Genomic DNA, 15,168 nt, shown 5'->3' on the forward strand with positions numbered 1-15,168 from the left:
AGCAAGCGCATCATTCTAATCAGTCGGACCGGCTTTTCCTCCTCCCAAGCGCGGTTCAGATCGGGGCGGTCGCCAATGGCCGCCCTTTTTGTTGGCCTTTCTTTATTGCCAGCAGCGGCTTGCCATCATCCCTGCCATTTGCGATGCCACGTCTTCCATCCATGACCGGAGGACGGCGATGACAGCCATTGCAAAGAAGACCGCCATCGTTACCGGCGCCGGCACCGGCATCGGCAAGAGCGTCGCGACGGCGCTGCTCAAGGCAGGCTGGAACACGGTGTTCTGCGGCCGCCGCAAGACGCTGCTGGAAGAGGCGATCGCTGATGCGGGCAAGACGCAGGCCAAGGCATTGGCCATCGCCTGCGACATCAGCAAGGCCGAGGAAGTCGACGACATGTTCGAGACCGTGCTCGAAGGCTTCGGCCGCGTCGACCTGCTCTTCAACAATGCCGGCATGGGCTACAAGTCGACACTGATTGACGAGATCCCGGTCGAGGTCTGGAACGACGTCGTCGGCGTCAACCTGACGGGATCGTTCCTGTGTGCTCGCGCAGCCTTCGGCGCCATGCGCCGGCAGAAGCCGATGGGCGGCCGCATCATCAACAACGGCTCGGTGTCTGCCTATACGCCGCGCCCGGGCTCAGCGCCCTATACGGCGACCAAGCACGCGATCACCGGGCTCACCAAGACGCTGGCGCTTGACGGCCGGCCCTTCGACATCGCCTGCGGCCAGATCGACATCGGCAATGCGCTGACCGAGATGGCGCAGCCGATGACGGTGGGCGTGCCGCAGGCCAATGGCTCGATCGCCGCCGAAGCGGTGATGGATGTGCAGCGCGTCGCCGACGCGGTGCTGCACATGGCCAGCCTGCCGCTCGACGCCAATGTGTTGTTCATGACGGTGATGGCGACGAAGATGCCGTTTGTCGGGCGCGGGTGAGTCGGCGGCGCCGAGCCTAACCGCTCGCACTTTTCCTGGAATTGCTTTAGTCGCCGAGCACTCGGCGGCGTTCCTCGAACTCGTTCTTGTCGATCTCGCCGCGCGCAAAGCGCTCCTTGAGAATGTCGAGAGGCGTGCGACCCGGCGACGTCTGATGAGGTGGCACCGCGCCCGGCCCCCACTGCCAGCGGGTGACGGCACCCACAAGGACGACGAAAAAGAGGATCATGAACAACGGACCGAAAATCATCGCCCAACCTCCGCCCCACCACATCATCCCAGGACCATAGGCATATCTGTCGGCATCCAATGCCTGTGCACACGCGGCCCCGGGGACAAGGGCCAAGACGCCGCTGATTGCGGCCGCCGATTTCATCAAGCCTTTGCGCATGGGGTCTGTCCTGACGTTGCATGCGTAATCCTACGACGTGGGGCAGTCCGGCACCTTGCGCTGGATCAAACACCTGCCTGCGCCCGGTCATCATGCGGTGACGATGTTTGCAAAGACCATGCCGGCGGACTCCGGCCGGCCGCAAGGATGCAATAATGGTGGCTCGGGGCGAGCCACTCACCAGAGGGGAACATCGCCGACCGAGGGAACCGAGCTCACTTTGCCAAAAACGCCTCGATCCGCTCCAGCGCGCGCAGGATGTTCTCCTCGGAATTGGCGTAGGAAAGCCGGATATAGCCTTCGCCGAGCACGCCGAAATCGGGGCCGCCGATGAGCGCCACGCCGGCATCCTCGAGTAGCGCCGAGGCAAGCTTCTTGGCCTTCCAGCCGGTCTTCGAGACATTGGGGAAGGCATAGAAGGCGCCCTTCGGCGTGATGCAGGAAATGCCCGGCAGCGCGTTCAGCCCTTCGACCACGATCTTCCTGCGGTTGTCGAAGGCGCGCATCATCTTTTCGACGTCGTCCTGCGGGCCGTCGATCGCGGCGATGCCGGCATACTGGCTCGGCGCGTTGACGCAGGACCAGCAGTTCACCGCCAGCTTGCGAACCTTGTCGTAGAGATGCGCACCCTTGTCGCCGTTCGGCCAGATCGACCAGCCCATGCGCCAGCCGGTCATCGCCCAGGTCTTCGACCAGCCGTTGAGCACGATCAGCCGGTCGCGGATCTCGGGGAAGTTGAGTAGCGAGCAGTGGGTCTCGCCATCATAGGTCATGACGTCGTAGATCTCGTCGGACATGATCGCGACCTCAGGGTGCTTCTCCAGGCCCTTGACCAGCTTCTCGATCTCGGCCCGCGGGGTGACGCCGCCGGTCGGATTGGCGGGCGAGTTGAGGATCAGCAGCCTGGTCCTGGGCGTGATCAGCGCCAGCGTCTCGTCGGCCGAGAAGGCAAAGCCGTTTTCCTCGCGGATCGGCACCGGCACCGGCGTCGCGCCGGTGAACTCGATCATCGAGCGGTAGATCGGAAAGCCGGGATCGGGATAGAGGATCTCGGTGCCGGTCTCGCCGAACATCAGGATCGCGGCGAACATGGTCGGCTTGCCGCCGGGCAGGATCATCACGTTCTCGGGCGACACCTCGACGCCGGTTGTGGTCAGCGTCCGGCGCACAACCGCCTCGCGGGTGGCCAAGAGGCCGTTTGCCGGCGTGTAGCCATGGTGGCCGTCGCGCAGCGCCTTGATCGCCGCCTCGACGATGTGCTGCGGCGTCTTGAAGTCGGGCTGGCCGATGCCGAGATTGACGATATCGCGACCCTGATGGGCAAGCGCGGTAGCCCTCGCCAGCACCGCGAAGGCATTTTCCTCGCCGAGACGGTCGAAGGCCGCGATCGTGTGGAGCATTTTTCCCGTCCCTGTGGTTCTTTCTGTGAGCGAGCGTTTTTGTGACCGTCCGCCAGCAAAAGTCAAACGGATTGGAGTGGTCGTGTCGGAAGATCTGAAGAATTGGCAGCCGCGCCCGCGGCCGGAACGAAAGCCGATCGAGGGACGCACGGTCAGGCTCGAGCCGCTGAGCGCGGCAAGGCATGGCGATGGTCTTTACCAAGCGTCGTCGGTGCCCGACGCCGGCGGACGTTTCGCCTGGCTGCCGGACTATCCGCCGGAGACCCGCGCGGCCTTCCAGCCCTGGCTGGACAAGGCCGAAGCGAGCGAGGACCCGCTGTTCTTCACCGTCATCGACAGAGCGACCGGCAAGATCGCCGGGCGTCAGACGCTGATGCGCATCGACGCCAATAACGGCGTCGGCGAAATCGGCAACATCTATTGGGGTCCGCTGATCTCGCGCAAGCCGGCCGCGACCGAGGCGCAGTTCCTGTTTGCGAAATACCTCTTCGACGATCTCGGCTACCGCCGTTACGAGTGGAAGTGCAACAACCGCAACGAGCCATCGAAGCGCGCCGCCGAGCGCTTCGGCTTCAGGTTCGAAGGCATCTTCCGACAACACCTTGTGGTCAAGGGTGAAAACCGCGACACGGCGTGGTATTCGATCATCGACAAGGAATGGCCGGCCTTGCGCAACGCCTATGAGGGCTGGCTCGATCCGGCGAATTTCGACGGAGCAGGCGGCCAGAAGCGGCGGCTCGAGGATTTCCGCGCTGATTTCGGCGCGTGACAGGAGTTCAGCGATGGCGCATGACCATGGCTCGCACGATCACGGCTTGGCCGGTTCCGGCCATGTGCATGGCTCGACCGACAAGAAGCGGGTGCTGATCGCGACCTGCCTGACCGCGGGCTTCATGGTCGCCGAGGCGCTGGGCGGCTGGCTGACCGGATCGCTGGCGCTGGTCGCCGATGCCGGGCACATGCTGGCCGACGCCATCGCGCTCGGCCTTGCCTGGTATGCCTTTCACCTGACAGGCCGTCCGGCCACCGGCCGCCTCACCTATGGCTTCGCCCGGGTGAAGACGCTGGTCGCCTATACCAATGGCATCGCCATCTTCGTCATTGCGCTCTGGATCGTCTACGAGGCCTGGGGGCGGCTGATGAACCCGGCGCCGGTGCTCGGCGGGCCGATGCTGGTGGTGGCGGTGGCAGGCCTGCTGGTCAACATCGCTTCCTTCTTCGTGCTGCATGGCGGCGATCGGGAAAGCCTCAACATGCGCGGCGCCATCCTGCATGTGCTGGGCGACCTGCTTGGCTCGGCCGCGGCAATCGCGGCAGCGCTCATCATCCTGGCAACCGGCTGGACGCCCATCGATCCGATCCTGTCGGTGCTGGTGTCGCTGCTCATTCTGTCGACGGCATGGTCGCTGATGCGCCAGGCGGCCCACGTCCTGCTCGAAGGCGTGCCGGCCAGCCTCGATCGCGACCTGATCGCCAAGGACATCGAAGGCGCGGTCAAGGGCGTGCGCGAGGTGCACCATATGCATGTCTGGTCGCTCGACGGGACCAGCAACATGGCGACGCTGCATGCTTGCCTGAACGACGGCGTCGATGCGCATGCCGCGGTGAGCGCCATCAAGAAACGGCTTGCGGCCGAGCATGGCATCGAGCATGCCACTGTCGAACCCGAATTCGGCCAATGCGCGGACAGCCATGACGAGCACGACCACCATCATGATCACGACCATGCGCATGATGCGCCGCGCGATCGCCGGCACTATCACTGATCGCGGCGTGATGATGAACCCGAACAGCCTCGAACCGAAGACCGCCAGCTGATGGATCGTGACACCCGCAACGCGGCGACCGCCGCGGCCGTGATACTGCTCCTGTTCGGCCTCGCAGCCTATTTCCTGCCGGTCATCATGCTGGCCGCGGGCAAGGTATCGATGGTGTTGGCAGCCGTTATTGCCGTCATCTTCATGGTGGCGTTGTTCGTCGTCCTGTGGCTGCGCGGACGCAGCCAGCGCAAGAAAGGTCTCTGAGGATGAGAATTCTGATCACGGGCGCCGCCGGCATGGTGGGCCGCAAGCTTATCGCACGGCTGGCCAAGGACGGCGCCTTGCGCGGGCGCAAGATCACGGCGCTCGACCTGCATGACATCGCGGCGCCGCCGGCGCCGGAGATCGCCGGCGTCGATGTTTCGATCCACACCGGCGATCTTTCCGCGCCCGGCGCCATGTCCGCTCTCGTGGCTCCGCGCCCGGATGTGATCTTCCATCTGGCGGGCATCGTCTCGGGCGAGGCGGAGGCTAATTTCGACCTCGGCTACCGCGTCAATCTCGACGGCACGCGCGCCCTGTTCGACGCCGTGCGGCTGGCGGCGTTCGCGCCGCGCCTCGTCTTCACCTCGTCGATCGCCGTGTTCGGCGCGCCGTTTCCGGATGTCATCCCTGACGAATTCCATCCGACGCCGCTCACCTCCTACGGCACGCAGAAGCAGATGAGCGAAGCGCTGCTTGCCGACTATACGCGGCGCGGTTTCTTCGACGGCATCGGCATCCGGCTGCCGACGATCTGCGTCCGCCCCGGCAAGCCGAACAAGGCGGCGTCGAGCTTCTTCTCAGGCATCATCCGCGAGCCGCTCGCCGGCCAGGAGGCGATCCTGCCGGTGCCGCGATCGGTGCTGCATACTCATGCCAGCCCGCGTTCGGCGGTGAATTTCCTCATCCATGCAGCCGAGATCGACGGCGACGGGGTTGGTCCGCGCCGCAACCTCACAATGCCGGGCGTCGCCGTCACAGTCGGCGAGCAGATCGAGGCGCTGGAGCGCATCGCCGGCGCCGAGGTCGCGAAGCGGATCCGCGAGCAGCCCGACGAGACCGTCTGGTCGATTGTCAAAGGCTGGCCGACGCGGTTCGAGGCCAGGCGGGCGAGGGAACTCGGCTTCGCCGCCGAAAGCAGTTTCGACGAAATTATCCGCGCGCATATCGAGGACGAGCTGGGCGGAAAGGTGCATTGATATTCAGGTGAGGCCGGCCTGCAAATGGCAGCCTCCTGCGCTTCCGGTGCTCACGTACTTAAGTACGCTCCGCTCCGGTTCTCGGAAGCCACCATTTTCGGCTCGGCCTGACCTGAATCTCAACGCACCTTGGCGAGCCGGCCTTAAATCAGACGCCGCCAGACAGGCTGGCCGACAACAGCAGCAGGCCGACCAGGAAGATGAAGGCCGCGCCGCCGATCTCGACGATCGAATGGATGCGGTTGCCGAGGCGTCCGTCGCCGGCGAAATAGACGGCCCAGTTCTTCGCCAGCACCGCTATCGTCGCCAGCGCCGAGACGGTGATCGCGGTGCCGATCGACATCGCCAGCACCGACAGCAGTCCGCCGACCCACAGGCCGTTGAGCAGCGCGAAGCTCAGCACGATCAGCGCGCCGGAGCAGGGGCGGATGCCGACGGCGGCCACCGCCGACCAGGCCGTGCGCCAGTCAAAGCGGTCGCCCGAAAGCATCGCCGGGTCCGGCGCATGCGAATGACCGCAGGCGTCACAGACTTCGCCTGGGCCATGGTCGTGGTGGTCGTGGTCGGCGTGATCGTGCGAATGATCATGATCGTCATGCACGTGCAGTGCATGCGCATGAGCGGCGTGCGAATGCGCATGAGAATGGCTGGAATGGGAATGCGCATGAGCATGCGAGTGGTCCGCATGCCCGCCATGCGAATGGCCGGCATGAGCGGCTGACAGGCTGTAGGCAGGCGTCCTGCCGAACAGGCGCAGGATCGACGGCCCGAGCTTGCGCCACAAAAGCCAGGCGCCGAACAGCGTCACCAGCACGTAGCTCGAGATTTCGAGGAACCAGGCCGCGTCGGTCATCGAGATTGCGGTGCCGCGCAGCACGAAATAGGCAAGCATCATGACGACCACCGCCGTCAGCCCCTGCAGCATCGCCGAGACGAAGGAGAGCATGATGCCGCGCTTCAGCGCCACTTCGTTGGCGACCATATAGGACGAGATCACCGCCTTGCCGTGGCCGGGACCGGCGGCGTGGAAGATGCCATAGGCGAAGGACAAGCCGATCAGCAGCCAAAGCTTGCTGCCGTCCTGGCGCATCGCCTTCATGGCCGCCGCCAGCGAATGGTAGAACTCCTGCTGCCTGAGATTGATCCACATTAGGATATGGGCGAACGGGCCGGTGGTGGTCGGCGCCATGCCGTCGTTGGTGCCGATGCCGAGCGAGCTTTGCGCGTGCGCGACGACAGGCATATGGGCGATCACCAGGGTGGCGGCCAAGAGGCCGAGCGCTAAGCGGATATTCGTGGGATGCCCCACGAATATCCGCTTGGATTCCCTTGTTTGTTGCAGGTTCCGATCGCAAAACCGTGAGACACTTTTGCAGAACCTGCTTGCGCGCAGCGACGGTCTCATCACCAAATCATCCTTCCGGCGGGCAGTTCAACTCGAGCTTGGTGGCGAAAATCTTGCTCATGTTGGTGCCTGTCGGATCGTTGAAGAACGCCTCCGTCAGGGTCTTCTGGTTTTCCTTGATCGCCTCGTCAGGATCGGGCCGGATGACCTTTTTGGTGCAGGTCGATGGCAGGCCTTCGACGGCAAGGTTGGCGTCGTCGGTGAAGTCGATCGCCGTATAGAAGGTCGGATCGTAGACGCCGATGTCGACTTTGCCGGCGAGCTTGATCGGGGCCTTCGGCTGCGACTCGAACAGGATGATCAGCTGGTCGTTGTCGAAGTTCGCCATCAGATGCGGCGGCGGCACCATCGGCACGTCCTTGCCGTCCTGGGTGACGAGCTGGAAATAGTTGAACTCGGCCAGCGAGGAATGGACGGTGTCGGCCACTTCCTTGAGCTCTTTGTCGTCAAGTTTCAGATCGGAGTTCTTGTCGAACTCCATCATCACCGTACTCGAAAAAAGGTCATCGAAGCGCCAAAGGTGGCGCAGCGCCGTCACACTTTGGTGATCCTGGCTGAGGATGACGTCGAGGCGAGCCTCGGCGAAGACATGCGGGTGCACTTCGGCCTGCTCGACCGAGGCGAATGTGGCCGCGAGGACCGAAGCCAGCATGGTTGCTTGCCGTTTCAGATGCATTCCGGGCCGCGATTCCATCGACTTCGGGAGTGATACCCGAGAGTTAACATAAAGGGGGCGAAATTGGGACGCGGGTTATCACGCTGCGTCGCGCGTCTTGAACCACTGCACCAGGAAGTCGACGAGGACCCTCACCTTGGCCGGCAGATAGCGCCGGTGCGGATAGACGGCGAAGATGCCGGTGCCCGCCAGGAGACGATCGTCGAGCGCTGTGACCAGTTTGCCGGACGCGACGTCGGGGGCGGCGACGAAATCCGGCAGCATGGCGAAGCCCAGGCCGGAGAGCGCGGCCGCTCTTGCCACGATCGGGCTGTTGACCTCGATCGGGCCCGAAACGGCGACGCTGATGGAGTCATCGCCTTCGCCCTTGAAGCGCCAGTTGGCCAGCGAGCGGCCGTTGGTGTCGACGATGCAGGGCATGTTGGCCAGATCCTGCGGCCGTGTCGGCTTGCCGTGCCTGGCGATCAGCTCCGGCGACGCGCAAAGCCTGACTGAGAACGGCGCCAGCCGCCTGGCGATCAGCGAGGAGTTCTCCAGCCGCGAGATGCGCACGGCAAGGTCGAAACCTTCCTCGACAAGGTCGACGAAGCGGTCGTCGAGATGGATGTCGAGCACGATGTCGGGGTGCTGCCTGGCGAAGTCGACCAGCGATTGGCCGATCGGCGCATCGGCGAAGGTGCGGGCGGCCGACAGCTTGATCCTGCCGCGAACGTCGCCGGAAGACTGGCGCACAGCCTCGGCAAGGCTGTCGACCTCGCGCACGATCTCGGAGGCGCGCTGATAATAGGTGTGGCCGGCTTCGGTCAGCGAGAACTGGCGCGTGGTGCGGTTGAGCAGCAGCGCGCCGAGCTCGTCCTCCAGCTCGCGCACATATTTCGACAACAGCGCCTTGGAGCGGCCAATCTTGCGCGCCGCGGCCGAAAACCCTTCCGCCTCGACCACGTCGATGAAGGCGCGCATGCGCGTCAATGTATCCATGGTCAGACCTTTCCTGCCGCGTCGAGAATCCTGCGGCCGAGCCGTATCAGGGCAACGTCGCTGCCGGAAGGGCCGAGCAGCGAAAGGCCGAAGGGCGCGCCGTCGACAGAACCGACCGGCAAGGTGATCTGCGGAAAGCCCGAGAGACCGGAAAGGCAAAGGAGATGCAGCGCCCTTTCGCGATAGGCCTGGAACTGTTCGGGCGTGCTTGAAGCGAGCGGCGCCGCGCCGGGAACGGTGGGCAGGACCAGAAAGCCATTGTTGCCGAGCAGCGCCGCGAATTCGGCCCGGAACGCCAGGCGGCGCGCGGCTTCGGTGGCGGCAGTCTTGGCGTCGATGGTGCGGCCGAAGCCGAAACGCTCCTCGACACCCGGGCTGAGCCGGCCGCCGGCCGAAATCCAGGGACCGTGCTCGCGCCAGGCCTCGAAGGCCTGCAGGCGGCGGAAGCACCAGTAAAGCTCGTCTGGGAACGAGGCGAAGGCGTATTCGGTCTCTACCGGCTGGCCGATCACGCCCGCGGCCGCCGCCTTCATACGCGCATATTCGGCGGCTTCGGCCGGACCCGTGACGAAGGCGTCAAGCCAGCGGATCGACAGCGGCCGGTTGAGCGGGTGCTGGTGCGGGTCGCGGCCGAGCAAAAGCTTGCCGACCGTCTCATAAGTCTCGATGTCGTCGGCGAACCAGCCGAAAGTGTCGAAGCTCGATGCCAGCTTCATCGCGCCGTCGAGCGGGATGCGGCCATGGCTGGTGCGCAGTCCGATCAGGCCGCAGAAGCTCGCCGGCGCGCGGATCGAGCCGCCGGTGTCGGAGCCGGTGGCGATGTTCGCCAGCCCGCCGGCAACCGCGGCCGCCGAGCCGGAGGAGGAGCCGCCGGTGACGCGCTCGGGCGCGGCGGAATTGACCGGGTAGGGGAAATGCACGTTCTGGCCGAACAGCGAGAAGGCCAGCTCGTCGGTCTGGGTCTTGCCGACAAATCGCGCGCCGGCGTCGAGGATCGTCTGCACCGCTTGCGCGGTGCTCGAGGCAGCGTGCGCCTCCTCGAATTTTTGCGGGTTGCCGCAGCCTGTGCGGTAGCCGGCGACGTCATAGATGTCCTTGACGGCCAGGCGCAGGCCCGCCAGCGGGCCCAATTCCGCATTCGCCACGGGCATTTGGCGCAGATCGAGGAAGGCGTTGAGCGGTCCTTGAGTTCCTGGCATCGTTCGATATCCGGATACAGTGCGGCAAGCATTGTTCGATGCCAGAAATTTTACAACCTGCGCTTACGATTTTTATTGATTGTGAAACCCTTCGCTCCTATATCGCGCTTGCCCAAAGTCGCACGTGCCTGTGGGTGTCCGCCGATCCTCGAATGGTGAGGGCAATCGGTAAGGTAACTGGAGCCAACCCCTCCAGTCGGTCAGTGGCCAACCACAAGACCGAGGACACCTTGAAGCAACGACGGTGCGGGCCTTTCTGGTTCTCTTCCGGTTGTCCAAAGACCGGGGTTACTAAAGAGGCACACCTTCATTGCCGGCAGTGCGGACGGGTCTCCCATCCAAGCCAAGGCAGACAAAGCGAACCGAGGCCGGGCAAGGCCAAGGTTCATCGCCGCGAGACGGCATTTCATGGTTCCGGGGTCTCCACCGGCTGGTCCCATGGATTTGACGTCCCGCCTTTGTCCACCGCGTGTTCGCGAGGCCGACAGCCCGCGTCCCGCAGCCTTATTGCGCGCCGAAAGGCGTTATGGAGAGACCATGGCCACCCAGCGCATCCTTGATTTCCTCGCCACCCGACGTCCGAACGGCCCTTGCCTCGTCGTCGACCTCGATGTCGTGCGCGACAATTTCCGCGCCTTTGAGAAGGCGTTGCCCGATTCCAGGATCTACTATGCGGTGAAAGCAAACCCGGCGCCGGAAATCCTGCGCCTGCTTGCTGCGATGGGCTCGTCCTTCGACACCGCATCGGTTGCCGAGGTCGAGATGGCGATGGATGCCGGCGCGCCGGCGGACCGCATTTCCTTCGGCAACACCATCAAGAAGGAGCGTGACATCGCACGCGCCTACCAGCTCGGCATCCGCCTCTACGCGGTGGACTGCGTCGAAGAGGTCGAGAAGATCGCACGTGTCGCTCCCGGCTCGCGCGTGTTCTGCCGCGTGCTGACCGACGGCGAAGGCGCGGAATGGCCGCTGTCGCGCAAGTTCGGCTGCGTGCCGGCGATGGCCGTCGACGTGCTGCGCCATGCCAAGGGCCTCGGCCTCGATGCCTATGGCGTGTCGTTCCATGTCGGCTCGCAGCAGACCGACCTGTCGGCCTGGGATCGCGCGCTGGGCGACGCCAGGAAGGTGTTCGCGACGCTCGCCGAGGAAGGCATCGTCTTGAAGATGGTCAACATGGGCGGCGGTTTCCCGACCCGTTACCTGAAGGACGTGCCGGCGGCCCAGGCCTACGGCCAGGCGATCTTCTCGGCCCTGCGCAAGCATTTCGGCAACGCGCTGCCCGAGACGATCATCGAGCCGGGACGCGGCATGGTCGGCAATGCCGGCGTGATCAAGTCGGAAGTCGTGCTGATCTCGAAGAAGGCCGACAACGACAATGTGCGCTGGGTGTTCCTCGACATCGGCAAGTTCGGCGGTCTCGCCGAGACAATGGACGAGGCGATCCGCTATCCGCTGGTCACGCGTCATGACGGCTCGGAGACCGCGCCCTGCGTGCTCGCCGGCCCGACCTGCGATTCGGCCGACGTGATGTACGAGAAGACGCCTTATCCGCTGCCCTTGTCGCTGACCATCGGCGACGAGGTGCTGATCGAAGGCACCGGGGCCTACACGACCACCTACTCGGCGGTCGCCTTCAACGGCTTCGAACCTCTCCGATCCTACGTGATCTGAGCAGTTCGCAAGAAACCGCTCAGATCAAACCGGCGCGGGCGCCTGTCGCCCGCCCGGGCTCGCTTGTGGGACAGATCTCCGCTCGTGAAGGATCGCGGACATGGAATACCTGACCAAATCGGCCTTCGCGGCCACTGAAATTGCCCCCTCGTCCGGACCGTCGGCTGAGCTTTTCTCCGCGGGGGAGAACGGCTCGACGGCAGCGCTTCTTGGCGCATTTTCTTACGGCGAACCGGTTTCCACTTCGCCTGAAAATGCGTTTGCGCCCTCCCTGGCCCTGCGGGCACAGGCTGGCTCGCGCGGCGCGCCGGACGAGGGGGCCGCCCAGGCGCCTGCCTTCGTCATCCTTGGCGAAGGCGCGGGCGACGCCGCGGCGCGCGAAGCGCTGCTCGACCGCGCCATGGGGCCGAAGCGCAAGAAGAAGTCGTCCGAGAAGCTGCGGCGCGGCCGCCGGCCCTCGGAAGGCCTGGCCTTTGTCGCCCGCGATGCGTCGGGCGCGGTCGTCGGCACGGTGCGGCTGTGGGATGTGAGGCTGGGCGAGGGCGGTCCGGCTGCGCTGCTGCTCGGCCCGCTCGCGGTCGAGCCGGGCTTGAAGAGCGGCGGCATCGGCTCGGCGCTGATGCGGCATGCACTCGCCGAAGCCGCGCGGCTCGGCCACGGCGCGATCCTGCTCGTCGGCGATGCGCCCTATTACGGGCGGTTCGGCTTCTCAGCCGACCGCACGGGAGCGCTTGCCATGCCCGGCCCCTATGAGCGGCACCGGCTTCTGGCGCTGGAACTGCAGGACGGCGCGCTGGATGGCGCCAAAGGCACGATCAGGGCCGCCGGCCGCAAGATCAAGGGACAGGCGCTGGGCTTCGTCGCCTGAAGCCTTTGTTTTCACGCAATTCCGGACGGAAGGCTACGGCGAAGGCGCCGAGCCTAACCGCTACGCACTTTTCCTGGAGTTGCTTTAGGTTCGACAAAAACAGCAACGCCGCCCATCGGGCGGCGTTGCTGTTTTTGCGAAGGGTCAGCCGAGCAACTGGCTAAGCGCCATGGCGACGGTCATGTCGCCCTCGACCTTCAGCTTGCCGGACATGAAGGCCATGGTCGGATTGAGGTCGCCGGCAATCAGCGAATCCAGATCGTCGAGCGACAGCTTGACGGTGCAGTCGGCCGGCGCATCGGTGGTCGAGACGGTCGCACCGTCGATGACGATGACGCCGTCGCTGCCGGTGTCGAACTTGACCGAATGCTCGAAGCCGGCGCTTGCCACGCGCCACTTGATCTTGTCGGCAATCTCCTGAACGCCCATGGCGGTTCTCCTCGTTGGTTGCGTTGACGCGCACCGGCGCTTGGCCGCTGGGCGAGGTAGACGCGCCGCGCTCCAGCGCGACCATAGGCGCATATAGCTTCGAGTTGACGTTTACGTCAACGCGGTCACCATGCGTCATATCGCTTAAGGGAACTGGGCCATGTCTGTCGCCGCCGGACGCGGCCAGGCAGTCAATGCTCCGGCGCCGCCTGGAAAGGCTTGGTCATCGCCGCCGCGGTGTCGCCGGCATTCTTGCGGCGCCGAAGCGCGTTGTCGCGGATATCGTCCTTGGACAGGAAGTTGACCTGGTCGATCAGCACCTCGTGCACCAGCTCGACGCCGACGCGGGTGTTGATGGTGTCGCGGATCGACTTGCGGAAAGCGTCGAGATCGATCGATTCCTTCTTGGTGAAATCGATCTGCGGGTTGGAATAGAGATAGGAATAGACCTGGTCGGTCATCAGCGCCTGCGCCGGGATCGACAGCTTCTTTATCTGGTCCGGCTCCACCGTGTAGACGAGCTTGGTGAGGAAATAGCCCTCGATCGTCCCGTCGCGCAGCAGCGGCACCGAGATCATGTCGGTCTTGACATAGTCGAGGCCGCCCAGCATCGGCTTCGGCGGCTCGGCCGCGCCGCGCTGGCCCGCCGCCTGGAAGGAATAGAAGACCGCGCCGAGCGTCACGGCGCAGATCCACAGCGCGGCGGCGATGAATTTTATCACCGGGTCTGTCCTTGCGCCTCGACCATCTCAATCAGGCTCGCGCCATTCCGAACTCACCGGCCGAATAGGTGCCGTCGGTATCGGCGCGCTGGATGGCATTCCTCAAAAGCGTGGCGACTTCGTTGACCGCGTTGAGATGGGCAAGGATCGCCGCCTCGTTCCTGGCCAGCTTCTGGCGCAGCCGCAGCAGGCCTTCGCGATGCTGCTCGAGGAATTCGATCTCGTTGGCGCCCTTCATGGCGCGGTTCAGCTCGTAGAGATACCGGCTCTTGCGCGCGTTCGAGGCCTTGAGATCATAGGCCGTTCCGCTGCGGATGCCGGCGGTTTCCTCGTCCACGACTTCCTCGATGCGGCCGATGATGGCGGCGAGGTTGCCGGGTCGCGCGGCGGCGGGCGCCTCCATTGCGCTGGTGCGTGCGGGAAGGTTGGAAAGCTCCGTTTGGTCGGCCATGTAGGTCCCTAGATCTTGATATCTGTTTTTATGATCGTCTCGTCGCCGGTCATCGACCGTGCCGCTTTGCGCTCAAGCTCCTCGATCATCGAGGTCGAAAGCCGGGTCTGCTGGTCGATCTCGGTTTTCTGCGCTCCGCCGGCGACGGGGCCGACCGGCACCTTGTGCTTGCCGTCAAGATAATGGTCGGCAAGCATGGATCTGGCGATGCCGATGCCGCCATGCGCGGCCATGACATCGGCCACCTTTTCGGCGAGCTGCGACTTCCACATGTCGCCGGCCAGTCCCTTGCCGTAAACGCCCTCGGTGTCCTTGGGCATCATGTTCTGGATGAAGGTCGTCAGCACCATCGCCTCGAAGCGTTGGAACTTCTTCGCCGGATTAGCTGCTTCCGCCTTGTCCGCCGTCGCACGCGAGAGAATGGAGCCGGCATCGACCGTCGCGGGGGGATCGAGCGCGAACGGTGCCGAGGCGCCATTCGCCCTTCTCGCGAGCGCTGCCCGCGCGGCCTCGACATCGGCCGGCTCCGCTGCGCGGGCGACGTCCATGACGATGTCGCTGGGTGGAGAAATGGCCAAGAAAGTCCGCCCTTTGCCGGTTTTGTTAGTTGCACAATGACTGAAGAAGCTTGTGGCAGGCTTGCGATCATCAGCCGTCGGAGGCCCGCTTCTGCATGATCAGATCGAGGCGCTCGCGGTCGGATCGCTCGCGCTCGTCGCGACGGCGCACCTCCTTGTAGGCACGCTCGACCATGTTGGTGCGCGCCGTCGCGGTGGCGATCAGCGCCGCTTCCTGGCGGGCACTATCGAGGTTCTGTTGCTGTCGGCCGAGCGCGTCGGTGATGCGCCGGTGGTAAAGCGCGGGAAAGAGGCCGGCCAGCGACCTGTCGGTGTCGAAATGCTCGATCAGCTCCTTCGCCTCCGCTTCCGCCCTGACGGCGGCGGCGAGAAAGCCGGCGTGGCGGGTCTCGTGCAGCGCCTTCAACTGTTCCTGCACCTTGACCAGTTTCTTCAGGCGGTCCTTTCGCGCGGTCATAG

The 15,168-nt window shown here is 64.6% G+C and carries 18 protein-coding genes; 7 read left to right on the forward strand and 11 right to left on the reverse strand.

Annotated features, from left to right (window positions below):
• Positions 1 to 178 precede the first annotated feature (178 nt).
• The gene (locus FJ980_RS10525; protein ID WP_140542831.1) at positions 179 to 940 is read left to right on the forward strand and encodes an SDR family oxidoreductase; all 762 of its coding nucleotides are present in this window, start codon (positions 179 to 181) and stop codon (positions 938 to 940) included.
• 46 nt (positions 941 to 986) lie between these two features.
• On the opposite strand, the gene FJ980_RS10530 is transcribed toward FJ980_RS10525, so the two are convergent.
• A complete protein-coding gene (locus FJ980_RS10530) occupies positions 987 to 1,331 on the reverse strand; it encodes an SHOCT domain-containing protein (protein ID WP_210243737.1) in 345 nt (114 codons plus the stop codon).
• Between the two features lie 215 nt (positions 1,332 to 1,546).
• Complete coding sequence (locus tag FJ980_RS10535) at positions 1,547 to 2,731, reverse strand: pyridoxal phosphate-dependent aminotransferase (protein WP_140542832.1); 1,185 nt, start codon at positions 2,729 to 2,731, stop codon at positions 1,547 to 1,549.
• An 82-nt stretch (positions 2,732 to 2,813) separates the two neighbouring features.
• Here FJ980_RS10535 and FJ980_RS10540 point away from each other — a divergent pair, with 82 nt between their 5' ends.
• The 4 genes from FJ980_RS10540 to denD are packed head-to-tail and all read left to right on the forward strand — an operon-like array spanning position 2,814 to position 5,732.
• A complete protein-coding gene (locus FJ980_RS10540; protein WP_140542833.1) occupies positions 2,814 to 3,500 on the forward strand; it encodes a GNAT family protein in 687 nt (228 codons plus the stop codon).
• A 13-nt stretch (positions 3,501 to 3,513) separates the two neighbouring features.
• Positions 3,514 to 4,497 carry a cation diffusion facilitator family transporter gene (locus tag FJ980_RS10545; RefSeq protein WP_140542834.1) on the forward strand — a complete coding sequence of 328 codons (984 nt, stop codon included), beginning with the start codon at positions 3,514 to 3,516 and terminating at the stop codon, positions 4,495 to 4,497.
• Positions 4,498 to 4,548: 51 nt separating this feature from the next.
• Positions 4,549 to 4,755, forward strand: coding sequence for a hypothetical protein (locus FJ980_RS10550; protein ID WP_140542835.1), 207 nt, complete (start codon positions 4,549 to 4,551; stop codon positions 4,753 to 4,755).
• Between the two features lie 2 nt (positions 4,756 to 4,757).
• Positions 4,758 to 5,732 (forward strand): D-erythronate dehydrogenase, encoded by a 975-nt coding sequence (denD, locus tag FJ980_RS10555; RefSeq protein ID WP_140542836.1) that lies wholly within the window; start codon positions 4,758 to 4,760, stop codon positions 5,730 to 5,732.
• Positions 5,733 to 5,880: 148 nt separating this feature from the next.
• On the opposite strand, the gene FJ980_RS10560 is transcribed toward denD, so the two are convergent.
• From FJ980_RS10560 to FJ980_RS10575, 4 genes are all read right to left on the reverse strand, one after another.
• A complete protein-coding gene (locus FJ980_RS10560; protein ID WP_246676387.1) occupies positions 5,881 to 6,975 on the reverse strand; it encodes a nickel/cobalt transporter in 1,095 nt (364 codons plus the stop codon).
• Between the two features lie 169 nt (positions 6,976 to 7,144).
• Positions 7,145 to 7,813 carry a DUF1007 family protein gene (locus FJ980_RS10565; protein WP_140542838.1) on the reverse strand — a complete coding sequence of 223 codons (669 nt, stop codon included), beginning with the start codon at positions 7,811 to 7,813 and terminating at the stop codon, positions 7,145 to 7,147.
• A 78-nt stretch (positions 7,814 to 7,891) separates the two neighbouring features.
• Positions 7,892 to 8,791, reverse strand: a complete 900-nt coding sequence (locus tag FJ980_RS10570) for a LysR family transcriptional regulator (protein WP_140542839.1) — start codon at positions 8,789 to 8,791, stop codon at positions 7,892 to 7,894.
• A 2-nt stretch (positions 8,792 to 8,793) separates the two neighbouring features.
• Entirely contained in the window at positions 8,794 to 9,990 is a 1,197-nt protein-coding gene (locus tag FJ980_RS10575) for an amidase (RefSeq protein WP_140542840.1), read from the reverse strand.
• A gap of 537 nt (positions 9,991 to 10,527) precedes the next feature.
• Between FJ980_RS10575 and odc2 the strand changes: the two genes are divergently transcribed.
• Positions 10,528 to 11,661: an ornithine/lysine decarboxylase gene (odc2, locus tag FJ980_RS10580; protein ID WP_140542841.1), complete on the forward strand. Its 1,134-nt coding sequence runs from the start codon at positions 10,528 to 10,530 to the stop codon at positions 11,659 to 11,661.
• A gap of 343 nt (positions 11,662 to 12,004) precedes the next feature.
• Complete coding sequence (locus FJ980_RS10585) at positions 12,005 to 12,529, forward strand: N-acetyltransferase (RefSeq protein WP_246676388.1); 525 nt, start codon at positions 12,005 to 12,007, stop codon at positions 12,527 to 12,529.
• A gap of 144 nt (positions 12,530 to 12,673) precedes the next feature.
• Here the strand turns inward: FJ980_RS10585 and FJ980_RS10590 are convergent, their stop codons facing one another.
• The 5 genes from FJ980_RS10590 to FJ980_RS10610 all read right to left on the reverse strand — a co-directional run bounded on the left by FJ980_RS10590 (position 12,674) and on the right by FJ980_RS10610 (position 15,166).
• Positions 12,674 to 12,958 carry an SCP2 sterol-binding domain-containing protein gene (locus tag FJ980_RS10590; protein ID WP_140542842.1) on the reverse strand — a complete coding sequence of 95 codons (285 nt, stop codon included), beginning with the start codon at positions 12,956 to 12,958 and terminating at the stop codon, positions 12,674 to 12,676.
• A 191-nt stretch (positions 12,959 to 13,149) separates the two neighbouring features.
• Positions 13,150 to 13,680, reverse strand: a complete 531-nt coding sequence (locus tag FJ980_RS10595) for a hypothetical protein (RefSeq protein ID WP_095766351.1) — start codon at positions 13,678 to 13,680, stop codon at positions 13,150 to 13,152.
• Positions 13,681 to 13,711: 31 nt separating this feature from the next.
• Positions 13,712 to 14,131 (reverse strand): hypothetical protein, encoded by a 420-nt coding sequence (locus tag FJ980_RS10600; RefSeq protein ID WP_140542843.1) that lies wholly within the window; start codon positions 14,129 to 14,131, stop codon positions 13,712 to 13,714.
• An 8-nt stretch (positions 14,132 to 14,139) separates the two neighbouring features.
• A complete protein-coding gene (locus tag FJ980_RS10605; RefSeq protein ID WP_246676385.1) occupies positions 14,140 to 14,709 on the reverse strand; it encodes a rod-binding protein in 570 nt (189 codons plus the stop codon).
• Positions 14,710 to 14,779: 70 nt separating this feature from the next.
• A complete protein-coding gene (locus FJ980_RS10610) occupies positions 14,780 to 15,166 on the reverse strand; it encodes a hypothetical protein (protein WP_140542844.1) in 387 nt (128 codons plus the stop codon).
• Between the last annotated feature and the right edge of the window lie 2 nt (positions 15,167 to 15,168).

The sequence above is a fragment of the Mesorhizobium sp. B1-1-5 genome (assembly GCF_006443065.1).
GTDB lineage: Bacteria > Pseudomonadota > Alphaproteobacteria > Rhizobiales > Rhizobiaceae > Mesorhizobium.

Excerpts from the sequence above, each read along its gene's own strand:
- FJ980_RS10610 (WP_140542844.1), bottom strand. The coding sequence starts at position 15,166 with ATGACCGCGCGAAAGGACCGCCTGAAGAAACTGGTCAAGGTGCAGGAA.
- FJ980_RS10525 (WP_140542831.1), top strand. The coding sequence starts at position 179 with ATGACAGCCATTGCAAAGAAGACCGCCATCGTTACCGGCGCCGGCACC.
- FJ980_RS10600 (WP_140542843.1), bottom strand. The coding sequence starts at position 14,131 with ATGGCCGACCAAACGGAGCTTTCCAACCTTCCCGCACGCACCAGCGCA.
- FJ980_RS10565 (WP_140542838.1), bottom strand. The coding sequence starts at position 7,813 with ATGCATCTGAAACGGCAAGCAACCATGCTGGCTTCGGTCCTCGCGGCC.
- FJ980_RS10590 (WP_140542842.1), bottom strand. The coding sequence starts at position 12,958 with ATGGGCGTTCAGGAGATTGCCGACAAGATCAAGTGGCGCGTGGCAAGC.
- denD (WP_140542836.1), top strand. The coding sequence starts at position 4,758 with ATGAGAATTCTGATCACGGGCGCCGCCGGCATGGTGGGCCGCAAGCTT.
- odc2 (WP_140542841.1), top strand. The coding sequence starts at position 10,528 with ATGGCCACCCAGCGCATCCTTGATTTCCTCGCCACCCGACGTCCGAAC.
- FJ980_RS10575 (WP_140542840.1), bottom strand. The coding sequence starts at position 9,990 with ATGCCAGGAACTCAAGGACCGCTCAACGCCTTCCTCGATCTGCGCCAA.
- FJ980_RS10560 (WP_246676387.1), bottom strand. The coding sequence starts at position 6,975 with ATGCCTGTCGTCGCGCACGCGCAAAGCTCGCTCGGCATCGGCACCAAC.
- FJ980_RS10550 (WP_140542835.1), top strand. The coding sequence starts at position 4,549 with ATGGATCGTGACACCCGCAACGCGGCGACCGCCGCGGCCGTGATACTG.
- FJ980_RS10535 (WP_140542832.1), bottom strand. The coding sequence starts at position 2,731 with ATGCTCCACACGATCGCGGCCTTCGACCGTCTCGGCGAGGAAAATGCC.
- FJ980_RS10530 (WP_210243737.1), bottom strand. The coding sequence starts at position 1,331 with ATGCGCAAAGGCTTGATGAAATCGGCGGCCGCAATCAGCGGCGTCTTG.
- FJ980_RS10545 (WP_140542834.1), top strand. The coding sequence starts at position 3,514 with ATGGCGCATGACCATGGCTCGCACGATCACGGCTTGGCCGGTTCCGGC.
- FJ980_RS10570 (WP_140542839.1), bottom strand. The coding sequence starts at position 8,791 with ATGGATACATTGACGCGCATGCGCGCCTTCATCGACGTGGTCGAGGCG.